A 12,458-nucleotide genomic window follows, 5' to 3' on the forward strand; every position below is an offset into this window, starting at 1 on the left:
CCTGGCTGGTCGAGTAACCAGCGAGCTCTGCGAGCAGGCGTATCGAGACCACGTGACGCGAGATCGGGAGGCCGATGCACGCGTCGTGCCTGACCACTACTCGATCATCAACGGGTGCGCTGCCATGATCGACGGGTGAGTACCCGACGACACGGCCGCATCCGGCTGCCCGAGGAGGAGCTGAGCTGGCGGTTCAGCAGGTCCTCGGGTCCGGGCGGTCAGCACGTCAACACCGCGGACACCCGCGCCGAGGTGCTCTGGTCGCTGGCGGACTCGGCAGTCCTCGATGACGATGAGAAGGGGCGCGCCGCCGAGCGGCTCAGGTCCCGGCTGACCGCGGAGGGCGTCATCGCGGTCGCCTCGTCGCGCTACCGCTCCCAGCACCGCAACCGAGAGGCCGCTCGGGTCAGGCTCGAGGAACTCGTCACCGCGGCGGTCGCTCCGGTGGCCCGCCGCAAGCCCACGCGCAAGTCGCGGGCGGCCGATCAGCGCCGTCTCGACGCGAAACGCCGACGCAGCGAGCTCAAGCGCTCGCGCCGTGTGGAACCCTGACCGCATGCCGACGCTCACCTTCCGCGGCCGCACCGTGACACGCGACCGGGCGCTCGTCATGGCGATCGTCAACCGCACCCCGGACTCCTTCTTCGACCGTGGTGCGACCTTCGACCCGCACCGGGCGCTCGAGGCGGTGGAGCGGGCGGTCGATGCCGGCGCGGACATCGTCGACATCGGCGGCGTCAAGGCCGGTACCGGTGCCGAGGTGACGGTGGCCGAGGAGATCGAGCGCACCGTCCCGTTCGTCGCCCGGGTGCGGGAACGCTTCGACGACCTCGTGATCAGCGTCGACACGTGGCGCGCGGAGGTGGGAGCCCGCTGCGCCGACGCCGGCGCCGATCTGCTCAACGACACCTGGGCGGGCGCCGACCCGGAGCTGGCGGACGTCGCCGCAGCCTTCGGCTGCGGATACGTGTGCTCGCACACCGGCGGGGCCGAGCCGCGTACCGATCCGTTCCGGGTGGCTTACGACGACGTGGTACGCAGCGTCGCGGAGGAGACCACGGCCGCGGCCGAGAGCCTCGTGAAGCGCGGGGTACCGCGCGAGGGGATCCTCATCGACCCCACGCACGACTTCGGCAAGAACACCTTCCACGGGCTGGAACTGCTGCGCCGTACCGACGAGCTCGTCGCGACGGGCTGGCCCGTGCTCATGGCGCTGTCCCGCAAGGACTTCGTCGGCGAAACCCTCGACCTGGGCGTCGACGACCGCCTCGAGGGGACGCTGGCCGCCACCGCGATCGCCGCCTGGCACGGCGCGGCGGTGTTCCGCGCGCACGACGTGACCGCGACGCGGCGGGTCCTGGAGATGGTCGCCAGTATCCGTGGCGACCGTCCACCCGCCCGGCCGCGCCGCGGCCTCGCCTAGGTCAACTCGTCGCGCAGCACGCGCTTGAGCAGCTTGCCCGACTGGTTGCGAGGCAGTTCCTCGACCAGGTGGACGCGCTTCGGCACCTTGTAGCCGGCCAGCCGTTCCTTGGCGTAGGCGATGAGCTCGGCCTCAGTGACCTCCCCCTTGGTCACGACCACGGCGGTCACCGCCTCGATCCAGCGCTCGTCGGGGGTGCCGATCACCGCGACCTCGGCGACGGCCGGATGCGTGTAGAGCGCGTCCTCGACCTCGCGCGAGGCGACGAGGACGCCGCCGGTGTTGATGACGTCCTTGATCCGGTCCACGACCGTCAGGTAGCCCTCGGCGTCCACCCGGACCAGGTCGCCGGAGTGGAACCACCCGTCGGCGAACGCCTCCTGGGTCGCCTCCGGCTTGTTCCAATAGCCCTGGCACAGCTGCGGCGACCGGTAGACGACCTCGCCGGCCTCGCCCGGCGGCACCTCACGGCCCTCGGTGTCGACGACCTTGAGCTCCACGAAGGTCACCGCGCGCCCGCAAGAATCCGGACGGGCGTCGTGCTCCTCGGGACGCAGCACGGTGGCCAGCGGCCCGATCTCAGACTGCCCGAAGCAGTTGTAGAAGCCGAGGCCCGGCAGCGCGTCCCGCAGTCGCTGCAGCACCGGTCCGGGCATGATCGACGCGCCGTAGTACGCCTTGCGCAGGCTGCGAAGATCGCGTTGACCGAAGTCGGGGTGGTTCGACAACGGCACCCACACCGTCGGCGCCAGGAACAGCGACCCGATCCCCCGCTCCTCGATGAGCCGCAGCACCGTCGGGACGTCGGGCACCTCCATGAGGTGATTGGTCGCGCCCACCATGAGGTACGGCATGAGGAACACGTGCATGCCCGCAGAGTGATACAGCGGCATGGGGTGGAGCGGCTCGTCGGCCGGCGTGAAGTCCAGCGCGATGATCGACGACACGTACTCGTGGACCAGCGCGCGGTGCGTCATCATCGCGCCCTTGGGCCGTGACGTGGTGCCGGACGTGTACAGCAACTGCACGAGGTCGGTGTCGCTGACCTCAACGTCGATGATGGGCACGTCGCCCGACCGCACCCGTTCCACCAGGGCGTCGGGAGCGTCACGCAGGACGATCGTGTGCTCGACCGGCACCGCGGTCGCGGCGAGGGTGGGTTCGAGCGCGGGATCGACGAGGACCGTGGTCGCGCCGCTGTCCTCCAGCAGGTACTCCAGCTCGCCGCCGGTCAGCGCGAAGTTGATCGGCACGTGCACCAGTCCGGCCCGCGAGCAGCCGAGGTAGCCGAGCAGGTAGGCGTCGGAGTTCTTGCCGTACGCCGCCACGCGGTCACCCGGTTGCAGACCGAGGTCGAGCAGGTACCGCGCCGTGCGGCTGACCGCGTCGTCGAGCTCCGCGTACGTCCAGCTGCGGTCGGCGAAGCGCAGGGCGACCCGATCGGGCGTCCGGCGGGCGCTGCGGTGCAGGACCTGGTCGACGGTGTTGCGGTCCGCCCCGGTCATGCGAGGTACCCCGGCAGCCGGTCGCGGATGATGCCCTCGGCCTCGGCGATGATCTCGTCGACGATCTCCTGGCAGCTTCCCACCGAGTCGATGAGGCCTTGAGCCTGACCGGCCCACCACATGCCGCCTTCCATGTCGCCCTCCTCGAGGACCTTCTGACGGCCGCGCGCGCCGGAGGCGAGGGGCGCGATGTCCTCGAACGTCGCGCCGTCCTGCTGGCTGATCTCGACGATCTTCTCCGAGATCGAGTTGCGCACCACCCGGGCGGTGTTGTGGAACTCGCGGAAGACCAACACGGTGTCGCGCTCGGTGTTGGCCACGATCTGGTCCTTGACGTTCTCGTGGATGGGCGCCTCGGTGGTCGCCATGAAACGCGTGCCCATGTTGACGGCGCAGGCACCGAGCGCCAGCGCGGCCACGAGGCCCGACCCCGTCGCCAGGCCACCGGAGGCGATGATCGGGATGTCGAGCGCCTTGGCCGCCGCGGGGATCAGCACCAGACCCGGGACGTCGTCCTCGCCCGGGTGTCCGGCGCACTCGAACCCGTCGATGCTGATCGCGTCGACGCCCTTGCGCTGGGCGGAGAGCGCGTGCCGCACGCTCGTGGCCTTGTGGATGACCTTGATGCCGGCGGCCTTGAAGTCCGGCAGGTGAGGCTCGGGGCTCGACCCGGCGGTCTCGACGACCGTGATGCCCGACTCCACGATCGCCGCGCGGTACTCCTCGTACGGGACCGGCTGGATCGTGGGCAGGATCGTCAGGTTGACACCGAACGGGCGGTCGGTGAGGTCACGCGTCCGCGCGATCTCCTTGACCAGGTCCTCGGGCGTGGGCTGCGTCAACGCGGTGAGGAAACCCAGGGCCCCGGCGTTGGCGACCGCACTGATGAGCGGTGCGGTGCCGAGCCCGGTCATTCCGCCGACGACGATGGGATGGTCGACTCCGTATTCTCGCGTGAACTCGGTGGTGATCATGCAGGCTGTGTCCTTTCCCCGGACGGGTGATCGGTGCCGGCCGTGAGCAGCGCGGCGAGTTGGTGGTAGGCGTTCGAGTCGTCGAGGCCGGTCAGTGCCTCGATCTCGCCGCGATGGATCGCCTCCATGACCTGACCGGCGACCGCCCCCACGAAGGCGGAGGTGAGCGGCCCGGGGGCGTCGTCGACCGAGCGCACGAGCGCTTGCACACGTCGCGCCGCGATACGGGTGTTCTGCTGGTAGATCCGGCCGGCGGGCTCGAACGCGTCGAGGTCGGCGAAGAACGCCGGTGACGCCGGCCGCAACTCCTCCGCGATCGCGGCGAGGTAGACGCCGACGGCTGAGGCGGACCCGGCGTGCTCGGCGACGCGAGTCTCGACGTGCTCGGTCGCCCGCCGGAAGAACGCGCGGACGGCGGTCACGATGATCTGCTCCTTGCTCTCCGCGATGAGGTACAGCGTGCTCTTGGAGCAGCGCAGACGAGCAGCGAGTTCGGCGACACCGAAACGGAGGAAGCCTTCGGCGAGGTAGAGCTCGATGAGGTCGTCGAGCAACGCCTCGCGCCCACGAGCACCCCGCGGACGGGGTGGATGGGTGACCGGGCTCACGTGCGTTACAGTACCGAAAGAAGCCCGCTGGTACTAGTACCGGACCCGAAAGGATGCGAACGTGCCTGCCGAACGCCTCCTGCCCACGCGCGAAGCCGAGGACCTCATCGCCCTCACGCGCCAGATCGTCGACAAGGAGATGCGGCCGATCGTCGACCAGCACGAGCGCGACGGCAGCTTCCCCCGCGAGGTGTTCCGCCTCCTCGGCAAGGCGGGCCTGCTCGGCCTCCCCTACCCCGAGGAGTACGGCGGAGGTGGACAGTCCTACGAGGTCTACCTCCAGGTGCTCGAGGAGATCGGCGCGGGCTGGGCCTCGGTCGGCGTCGGCACGAGCGTGCATGCGCTGTCGTGTTTCGGCCTCTTCACCGCGGGAACCGAGGACCAGCGGCAGCGCTGGCTGCCCGACATGCTCGGCGGTGACCTGCTGGGGGCCTACTGCCTGTCCGAAGCGCACGCGGGGTCCGACCCTGGCGCCATGCGCACGTCTGCTCGCCGCGACGGTGACGAGTACGTCATCAACGGCGCGAAGGCCTGGACCACGCACGGCGGGCAGGCCGACTTCTACAAGGTCATGGCCCGCACCGACAACGGCATCACGTGCTTTCTTGTCCCCGGCGACGCGGAGGGGCTCTCCGCCGACCACCCCGAGGACAAGATGGGGCTGATGGGCTCCACCACCGCGACGATGCTGTTCGACAACGTCCGAGTCCCGGTGGAGCGCCGGCTCGGCGAGGAGGGCCAAGGCCTGTCGATCGCGCTCGCCGGCCTCGACTCCGGGCGGCTCGGCATCGCCGCGGTGGCGACCGGCGTCGCGCAGGGCGCCCTCGACGCCGCGGTCCGCTACGCCAAGGAACGCGAGACGTTCGGTCAGCCCATCATCGACCACCAGGGGCTCGCGTTCGTGCTCGCCGACATGGCCGCCGCCGTCGAGTCGGCCCGCGCGACCTACCTCGCGGCCGCACGGCTGCGCGACGCCGGCCGCCCCTTCACCCGGCAGGCGTCGATCGCCAAACTCGTCGCGACCGACAACGCCATGAAAGTCACCACGGACGCGGTCCAGGTGCTCGGAGGCGCCGGCTACACGAAGGACTTCCCCGTCGAGCGCTACATGCGCGAGACGAAGGTCATGCAGATCTTCGAGGGCACCAACCAGATTCAGCGGCTCGTCATCGGACGCAGCCTCAAGAAGCAGTAGGAGCATTCATGCAGGTCAAGGACACCGCAGCCATCGTCACCGGCGGAGCCTCCGGTCTCGGCGCCGCCACCGCCGCCGCGCTCATCGCGAAGGGCGCGCACGTCTACGCGCTGGACCTCGCATCGGCGATCGACAAAGCACCCGGCGACGAGCGCATCACGTACGTGCCCACGGACGTGACCGACGAGGGGCAGGTGCGCGAAGCGGTCCGCCAGGCCTCCGCGACCCTGCCCCTGCGGACCGTCGTCAACTGCGCCGGCATCGGACCCTCGGCTCGTATCCTCGGCCGCAAGGGAGTCCACGATCTGGCGCTGTACGCGAAGGTCGTGCAGGTCAACCTCGTAGGCACGTTCACGGTGCTCGCGCTCGCCGCCGAGGCCATCGCGCAGACCGAGCCGCTGGAGCACGGCCAGCGCGGTGTCGTCGTCAACACGGCGTCGATCGCCGCCTTCGACGGACAGATCGGGCAGGTCGCGTACTCCTCGAGCAAGGGCGGCGTCGTGGGCATGACCCTGCCCGCGGCCCGCGACCTCGCGCAGTTCGGCATCCGGGTCAACACCGTCGCCCCCGGCATCGTCGACACCCCGATGCTCGCGACGGTCAGTGAGGAGTTCCGCGCGGGACTCGCCGCCGGGGTGCCGTTCCCCCAGCGCCTCGCGGCGCCCGAGGAGTACGCACAGCTCGTCACGATGATCGTCGAGCACGACTACCTCAACGGCGAGACGATCCGCATGGACGGCGCGCTGCGCATGGCTCCTCGCTGACGAACCCGCGGCGTCATCTCCGGTCGCGCCGGCTTGCGCCGTGTGGTGTGCTGGAGCGAGAAGACGCATCGACGAGGAGGTGGAGATGTCCGACCCGTTCATCGAATCCCCGGCGCCCGACCACGACGTGGCCGAGCAGCAGCAGGACGTCTGGCAGGACGAGGAGCCGGAGAACGTCGTCCTCCCCGATGAGGAGCGCCCGGTCCCGTTGGAGGACCCGGAGGACTAGCGCGTCAGAGGATCGTCGCTGCGGCGAAGGCGATGAAGGTCGTGCCGGTGAGCGCGGTGATGGCACCGCCGCCGTAGACCAGGGCCTCGCTGTGACGACGACGCCCGAAAACCACGATCGCCACGCCGAGAGCGAGCAATAGGACCAACCGCAATGCGATCGGCATTTTTCCTCCGATCCGAGTTCATATCGATGATGTGGCATCTATTCTGCGCCATGCTGCTCAGCCCACCACCATCGGCACGATGTGATCTCGGTCGCGTCCCCGCTCAGCTTTCGGCGAGCACCTCGTTCGTCGGCACGTGGGCGATGCCGAGCGCGTCTCCCACGTGCCGGTTGGTGAGCTATCCGGCATGCGCGCTGAGCCCGGCCGCGAACCCCGGATCGTCCGCGAGAGCCTCGCGCCAGCCGTCACGCGCGAGGCGGCGGATGTAGGGCAGCGTGACGTTCGTCAGCGCGAGGGTGGACGTGCGCGGGACCGAGCCGGGCATGTTCGCGACGCAGTAGAAGAGCGCGTCGTGGACCGGGAACGCGGGGTCGTCGTGCGTCGTGGGACGGGAGTCCTCGAAGCACCCGCCCTGATCGATCGAGATGTCGACGAAGACGGTGCCCGGACGGACCCGGGACACCAGTTCGTTGCTGACGAGCGTCGGCGCCTTCGCCCCCGGCACGAGCACCGCGCCGATGACCAGGTCGGCCTCGAGCACCTGCTCCTCGATCACATGGGGGTTCGAGGCCAACGTCATCACGCGGCCGCCGAAGTGCACGTCGAGCTCGCGCAACCGCGGCACGCTGAGATCCAGCACGGTCACGTGCGCTCCCATGCCGAGCGCGATCGTCGCCGCCTGGGTCCCGGACACGCCGCCGCCGATGACCACGACCTTGGCCGGGGCGACGCCGGGCACACCGCCGGGCAACACTCCACGGCCGCCCGCGGAACTCATCAGGTGATAGGCGCCGACCTGGGCCGCGAGCCGACCGGCGACCTCCGACATCGGGGCGAGCAGCGGCAGGGATCCGTCGGCGCCCTGCACCGTCTCGTACGCGATCGCCGTCGTGCCGCTGTCCAGGATGGCGCGGGTCCCGGTCGGGTCCGCTGCCAGGTGCAGGTAGGTGAAGAGCACCTGACCTGCGCGCAAGCGCCGGTACTCGGGCTCGATCGGCTCCTTGACCTTGAGCAGCAGATCGGCGTCGGCCCACACGTCGCTCGAGGTCTCGTAGATCCGCGCGCCCGCGGCCCGGTACTCGTCGTCGGAGAAGTAGGAGCCGGCTCCGGCGCCGGCCTGCACGATGACCTCGTGCCCGTCCTGCACCAGGGTCGCGGCGCCGGCCGGGGTCAGCGCCACCCGATCTTCGTGGTTCTTGATCTCCGTGACGACGCCGATTCTCATGGACTTAGATCACCAGAGCGTCCGCGCCACCGCAACCGTTGATCGTGCTCACCGGACGGGCAGCGCAGCCAGACGTCCCGCCGCGACGAGTTCGACCGTCACCGCCGCGGCGCCGGCCTGGACGGCCAGCAGCGCGACGAGGATCAGCACCTGAGCGGCTCCCGCCTCGACCGGAGAGGCACCCGCCAGGATCAGGCCCACGAAGGCACCAGGGAGCGTGACGAGGCCGACCGTGCGGGTCTGATCCTGGCCGGGCACGAGCGCGAGTGCGGCGGCAGGGCGTGCCACCAGTCCGACCGCCTGCCGTGCGCTGAGCCCGATCGCGAGCGCCGCTTCGTAGGAACCGCGCTGGTCCCGCAACACCTCCACGACCCGGCGACCGCTCACCGAGGTGGCCGTCATCGCGCCGCCGATGAGGATGCCCGCGAGCGGCAGCACCGCGATGGGCTCGGCCGGCACCACCCGCAGAAGAACGGCGAGGCCCAGCGGCGGAGCGACGCCGAGAAGGATCGGGATCAGGAGCCACGCAACGCCGCGCTCCCCCGTGGGCGCGATACGGCGCCCCGCGGTCCACGTCGCGACGCCCGCCATCAGGGCGATGAAGCCCAAGGTCCCCCACAGCGACTCCAGGGCGAGGCCGATCACTGAGCTGACCGCAGCGAGCTGCGCCACGGCGCGCGCGCTCGCGATCACCGGCGTGCGCCAGCGGCCGAGCCCGCTGGTCGCGGTGATGATCGCAGCAGCGCCCGCGAGCAGGACGATCACCGCGCCGAGGGCCCAGCCGAGGTGCACCGTGTTCATGCGGCCAAGCGTCCCACCTCACCGCGGCTCGGCCTGCGAGGGCGCGCACCAGCACCTACCGTCGAAGAGAACCGCATCGTCTCTCGAGAGGACCCTCGATGCCCACCCTGGACGCCAACGGCATTGCGCTCTCCTACGAGGACACCGGCGGCACCGGCCGCCCCGTCGTCCTCATCCATGGCTGGCCGCTCAGCGGGGCCTCCTGGGCGTCGCAGATCCCGGCACTCACCGAATCGGGCTACCGCGTCGTCACGTACGACCGGCGAGGCTTCGGGAGCTCGGAGAAACCCGCGACGGGATACGACTACGACACGCTCGCGGCCGACCTGAAGGGGCTGCTGGACAGCCTCGACCTCGACGACGTGACGCTCGTCGGCTGCTCGATGGGCGGCGGTGAGGTCGCCCGCTACCTCGGCAACTACGGCTCGCACCGTGTGCGCTCGGCCGTGCTCGCGGGAGCAGTACCGCCGTACCTGCTGAAGGCGGACGACAACCCCGAGGGCGGTCTCGGCGACGAGGACGTGGAGCAGATGATCGAGGGCGTCAAGACCGGACGTGAGACGTTCTTCGACGAGTTCAGCGTGAACTTCTTCTCCTCCGACGGCGAACTGAAGGTCACCGACGACGAGCGGCGGCGCATCTTCGGCCTCTCGGCACCGGCTCGGGACGAGGCGGTGCAGGGGTGCATCGACGCGTTCAGCCGTACCGATTTCCGCGACGACCTGGCGCGAATCGACATTCCGGTGCTCGTCATCCACGGGGCGGGCGACGCCATCGTGCCGTTCGAGGTCTCCGGCCGCCGCAGCGCCGAACTGATCGTCGACGCCGAACTGATCGTCGTCGACGACGCTCCGCACGGCTTCAACGTCAGCCACGCCGACGAGTTCAACCGCGGGCTGATCGACTTCCTCGCGGCATGAACGTCGATGCCACAATGACGACGTGACCAAGCCGACTCAGCGACGCCGCATCGAACGGGTGCGGGTCGCGACGTCGCGCGTCATCGGGCGCGACACGCTCGCCGCGGAGGAACCCCTGGAGATCCGCGTGGACGGCGAGCAGTTCGCGGTCACGATGCGCACGCCCGGTCACGATTTCGACCTGGTGGCGGGATTCCTGGTGAGCGAAGGCATCGCCGTCGGGCCCGACGACATCGCGGCGATGCGGTACTGCGCGGACGACACTCCCCTGGCGGAGAACACGTTCAACGTCATCGACGCGGCCATCCGCGGGACGGGATCGGTCCGTGCCGCCGCGCGCCGCCGTCACGTCTACACGTCCAGCTCCTGCGGCATCTGCGGGCTCGACTCCATCGAAGCGGTCGAGACCGCCACGCCGTACGACCTCCTCGCCGACCGCATCACGGTCGGCGAGGAGGTCATCAGCGCACTACCGGACCGGCTCCGCGAGTCGCAGGAGCTGTTCGAGACCACGGGCGGGCTCCACGCTGCCGGCATCTTCTCTCCGGACGGAACGCTCGAGGCCGTCCGCGAGGACGTCGGCCGCCACAACGCCGTCGACAAGGTGATCGGCCACGCCTACTCCGAAGGCCGGCTCCCGCTCACCGGGCGCATCCTCCAGGTGTCCGGACGGGCCTCCTTCGAACTGGTGCAGAAGGCCGCGATGGCGGGCATCCCCGTTCTCGCGGCCGTCAGCGCACCGTCGAGCCTCGCGGCCGATATGGCCGAGCGCACCGGCGTGACGCTCGTCGGATTCTCCCGCGGCGCGACCTTCAACGTCTACACCCACGGCGACCGCATCGTCTGACGCCGGGGCCGCTCAGTGGCCGCGGTCGATCCACTCCTGCAGGTGCGGCTTCTCGTCGCCGATGCGGGTGTCGTCCCCGTGACCGGTGTGCACGACCGTGTCGTCCGGCAGCACCAGGAGTCGGTCGCGGATCGAATCGATGATCGTCTCGAACGACGAGAACGAGCGACCCGTGGCTCCGGGACCTCCGTTGAACAGCGTGTCACCGGTGAACACCACACCCAGCTGCTCGGCATACAGGCAGGTGCTTCCCGGCGAGTGCCCGGGCGTCGCGATCGCGGTCAGCACGGTCCCGGCGACCTCGAACTGCGTGCCGGCGACGAGATCGAAATCGGGCTCCTCGAGCGGGTGCTCGGCCGTCCAGAGCATGTGATCGCCGAACGGGAACCAGATCGGCGCGCCGGTCCGCTCCCGCAACGCGACCGCGGCGTTGACGTGATCGTTGTGGCCGTGGGTGAGGACGATCGCCACCACCCGCCGCCCGCCGATCGCCTCGGCGATGGTGTCGGCGTCGTGGGACGCGTCGATGACGAGGACCTCCTCGTCGTCGCCGACCAGCCAGACGTTGTTGTCGACGTCCCAGGTGCCGCCGTCGAGACTGAACTGGCCCGAGGTGGCGACGCGTTCGATGCGGGCGGTCACAGGACCACCACCGAACGCAGGACGTCGCCGTGGTGCATCTTCTCGAACGCGGCCTCGATATCGCCGATGCCGATCTCCTCGGTCACGAACGCGTCGAGGTCGAGCCGGCCCTGCTGGTACAGGTCGACGAGCATCGGGAAGTCGCGCTTGGGCAGGCAGTCGCCGTACCAGCTGGACTTGAGCGCCCCGCCGCGACCGAAGACGTCGAGCAGCGGGATGTCGGGCAGGGTCATGTCGGGCGTGGGCACGCCGACGAGGACGAGCACGCCGGCCAGGTCGCGGGCGTAGAACGCCTGCTTCCACGTCTCGGGACGGCCGACGGCCTCGATGACGACGTCGACTCCCTCCGCGCCGTTGCCGCCGACGATCTCGCGGATCGCCTCGACAGGATCGACGTCCTTGCTGTTGACGACGTGCGTGGCACCGAGCTCGCGGGCCTTCGCCAGCTTGCGCTCGTCGATGTCGACGGCGATGATCGGCGACGCTCCGGCGACCGCCGAGCCCATGATCGAGGCGGCACCGACGCCGCCGCAGCCGATGACCGCGACGCTCTTGCCGCGGGTCACGCCGCCGGTGTTGATCGCGGCACCGATCCCGGCCATCACGCCGCAGCCCAGCAGTCCCACGGCGGCCGCGCGAGCCTCCGGGTCGACCTTCGTGCACTGCCCGGCGGCGACGAGGGTCTTCTCGGCGAAGGCGCCGATGCCGAGCGCGGGGCTCAGCTCAGTGCCGTCGGTAAGAGTCATCTTCTGGCTCGCGTTGTGGGTGGCGAAGCAGTACCACGGCTCGCCGCGGTCGCAGGCGCGGCACTCACCGCACACGGCGCGCCAGTTGAGCACGACGAAGTCGCCCGGAGCGACCTCGGTGACCCCCTCGCCCACCGCTTCGACGGTGCCCGCGGCCTCGTGGCCGAGCAGGAACGGGAACTCGTCGTTGATCCCGCCCTCCCGGTAGTGCAGGTCCGTGTGGCAGACGCCGCAGGCTTGCACCCGCACCACCGCCTCGCCCGGACCGGGGTCGGGGATGACGATGTCGACGAGCTGGACGGGTTCGGACTTCGCGAGGGCGACGACGCCCTGAACGGTCTGAGGCACGGACTCTCCTGGTCGGGATCGGCTTTCGTCCTCGCATCATGGCATGCGCCCGGCACGCGGGCTCG

Annotated in this window: 15 protein-coding genes; 7 read left to right on the forward strand and 8 right to left on the reverse strand. The window is 70.1% G+C overall.

Translation table 11 applies throughout. The features are described 5' to 3' along the window. Positions 1-135: 135 nt before the first annotated feature. Positions 136-552 (forward strand): alternative ribosome rescue aminoacyl-tRNA hydrolase ArfB, encoded by a 417-nt coding sequence (gene arfB, locus EHW97_RS13120; protein ID WP_124237631.1) that lies wholly within the window; start codon positions 136-138, stop codon positions 550-552. A gap of 4 nt (positions 553-556) precedes the next feature. Further along, positions 557-1,423, forward strand: coding sequence for a dihydropteroate synthase (folP, locus tag EHW97_RS13125; RefSeq protein ID WP_124237632.1), 867 nt, complete (start codon positions 557-559; stop codon positions 1,421-1,423). On the opposite strand, the gene EHW97_RS13130 is transcribed toward folP, so the two are convergent. Genes EHW97_RS13130 through EHW97_RS13140 form a run of 3 tightly spaced genes read right to left on the reverse strand, consistent with a single transcriptional unit; the run spans position 1,420 to position 4,510 of the window. Further along, positions 1,420-2,928: an acyl-CoA synthetase gene (locus tag EHW97_RS13130; RefSeq protein WP_124237633.1), complete on the reverse strand. Its 1,509-nt coding sequence runs from the start codon at positions 2,926-2,928 to the stop codon at positions 1,420-1,422. The genes folP and EHW97_RS13130 overlap by 4 nt on opposite strands. Continuing rightward, entirely contained in the window at positions 2,925-3,902 is a 978-nt protein-coding gene (locus EHW97_RS13135; protein ID WP_124237634.1) for an NAD(P)H-dependent flavin oxidoreductase, read from the reverse strand. The genes EHW97_RS13130 and EHW97_RS13135 overlap by 4 nt, the downstream gene beginning before the upstream one ends. Then, a complete protein-coding gene (locus tag EHW97_RS13140; RefSeq protein WP_124237635.1) occupies positions 3,899-4,510 on the reverse strand; it encodes a TetR/AcrR family transcriptional regulator in 612 nt (203 codons plus the stop codon). Before EHW97_RS13140 ends, EHW97_RS13135 begins: the two co-directional genes overlap by 4 nt. 61 nt (positions 4,511-4,571) lie before the next feature. Between EHW97_RS13140 and EHW97_RS13145 the strand changes: the two genes are divergently transcribed. The 3 genes from EHW97_RS13145 (at position 4,572) to EHW97_RS15375 (ending at position 6,698) form a co-directional block, all read left to right on the forward strand. Beyond that, on the forward strand, positions 4,572-5,705 hold the full coding sequence (locus tag EHW97_RS13145) for an acyl-CoA dehydrogenase family protein (RefSeq protein WP_124237636.1): 1,134 nt from the start codon (positions 4,572-4,574) through the stop codon (positions 5,703-5,705). 8 nt (positions 5,706-5,713) lie between these two features. Next, a complete protein-coding gene (locus tag EHW97_RS13150) occupies positions 5,714-6,469 on the forward strand; it encodes an SDR family NAD(P)-dependent oxidoreductase (RefSeq protein ID WP_124237637.1) in 756 nt (251 codons plus the stop codon). An 85-nt stretch (positions 6,470-6,554) separates the two neighbouring features. Further along, a complete protein-coding gene (locus tag EHW97_RS15375; protein ID WP_166367507.1) occupies positions 6,555-6,698 on the forward strand; it encodes a hypothetical protein in 144 nt (47 codons plus the stop codon). A 4-nt stretch (positions 6,699-6,702) separates the two neighbouring features. Here the strand turns inward: EHW97_RS15375 and EHW97_RS15380 are convergent, their stop codons facing one another. The 3 genes from EHW97_RS15380 to EHW97_RS13160 all read right to left on the reverse strand — a co-directional run bounded on the left by EHW97_RS15380 (position 6,703) and on the right by EHW97_RS13160 (position 8,890). After that, entirely contained in the window at positions 6,703-6,864 is a 162-nt protein-coding gene (locus tag EHW97_RS15380) for a hypothetical protein (RefSeq protein WP_166367508.1), read from the reverse strand. A 178-nt stretch (positions 6,865-7,042) separates the two neighbouring features. Beyond that, positions 7,043-8,089, reverse strand: coding sequence for an alanine dehydrogenase (ald, locus tag EHW97_RS13155; protein ID WP_124237638.1), 1,047 nt, complete (start codon positions 8,087-8,089; stop codon positions 7,043-7,045). A gap of 48 nt (positions 8,090-8,137) precedes the next feature. Next, the gene (locus EHW97_RS13160) at positions 8,138-8,890 is read right to left on the reverse strand and encodes an ABC transporter permease (RefSeq protein WP_124237639.1); all 753 of its coding nucleotides are present in this window, start codon (positions 8,888-8,890) and stop codon (positions 8,138-8,140) included. 98 nt (positions 8,891-8,988) lie between these two features. Here EHW97_RS13160 and EHW97_RS13165 point away from each other — a divergent pair, with 98 nt between their 5' ends. Together EHW97_RS13165 and fdhD are read left to right on the forward strand one after the other, a co-directional pair. Then, positions 8,989-9,810 (forward strand): alpha/beta fold hydrolase, encoded by an 822-nt coding sequence (locus EHW97_RS13165; protein WP_124237640.1) that lies wholly within the window; start codon positions 8,989-8,991, stop codon positions 9,808-9,810. A gap of 22 nt (positions 9,811-9,832) precedes the next feature. Further along, positions 9,833-10,657: a formate dehydrogenase accessory sulfurtransferase FdhD gene (fdhD, locus tag EHW97_RS13170; RefSeq protein ID WP_124237641.1), complete on the forward strand. Its 825-nt coding sequence runs from the start codon at positions 9,833-9,835 to the stop codon at positions 10,655-10,657. A gap of 12 nt (positions 10,658-10,669) precedes the next feature. Here the strand turns inward: fdhD and EHW97_RS13175 are convergent, their stop codons facing one another. Both EHW97_RS13175 and EHW97_RS13180 read right to left on the reverse strand, forming a co-directional pair. Next, positions 10,670-11,299, reverse strand: a complete 630-nt coding sequence (locus EHW97_RS13175) for an MBL fold metallo-hydrolase (RefSeq protein ID WP_124237642.1) — start codon at positions 11,297-11,299, stop codon at positions 10,670-10,672. After that, positions 11,296-12,393, reverse strand: a complete 1,098-nt coding sequence (locus EHW97_RS13180; RefSeq protein ID WP_124237643.1) for an S-(hydroxymethyl)mycothiol dehydrogenase — start codon at positions 12,391-12,393, stop codon at positions 11,296-11,298. Before EHW97_RS13180 ends, EHW97_RS13175 begins: the two co-directional genes overlap by 4 nt. Positions 12,394-12,458 lie beyond the last annotated feature (65 nt).

It is taken from the genome of Aeromicrobium camelliae, assembly GCF_003850045.1.
GTDB lineage: Bacteria > Actinomycetota > Actinomycetes > Propionibacteriales > Nocardioidaceae > Aeromicrobium > Aeromicrobium camelliae.

Bases quoted from the DNA above. Each gene is read 5' to 3' on its own strand.
- folP (WP_124237632.1), top strand. From the start codon at position 557: ATGCCGACGCTCACCTTCCGCGGCCGCACCGTGACACGCGACCGGGCG.
- EHW97_RS13130 (WP_124237633.1), bottom strand. From the start codon at position 2,928: ATGACCGGGGCGGACCGCAACACCGTCGACCAGGTCCTGCACCGCAGC.
- EHW97_RS13135 (WP_124237634.1), bottom strand. From the start codon at position 3,902: ATGATCACCACCGAGTTCACGCGAGAATACGGAGTCGACCATCCCATC.
- EHW97_RS13150 (WP_124237637.1), top strand. From the start codon at position 5,714: ATGCAGGTCAAGGACACCGCAGCCATCGTCACCGGCGGAGCCTCCGGT.
- EHW97_RS15375 (WP_166367507.1), top strand. From the start codon at position 6,555: ATGTCCGACCCGTTCATCGAATCCCCGGCGCCCGACCACGACGTGGCC.
- EHW97_RS15380 (WP_166367508.1), bottom strand. From the start codon at position 6,864: ATGCCGATCGCATTGCGGTTGGTCCTATTGCTCGCTCTCGGCGTGGCG.
- ald (WP_124237638.1), bottom strand. From the start codon at position 8,089: ATGAGAATCGGCGTCGTCACGGAGATCAAGAACCACGAAGATCGGGTG.
- EHW97_RS13160 (WP_124237639.1), bottom strand. From the start codon at position 8,890: ATGAACACGGTGCACCTCGGCTGGGCCCTCGGCGCGGTGATCGTCCTG.
- EHW97_RS13165 (WP_124237640.1), top strand. From the start codon at position 8,989: ATGCCCACCCTGGACGCCAACGGCATTGCGCTCTCCTACGAGGACACC.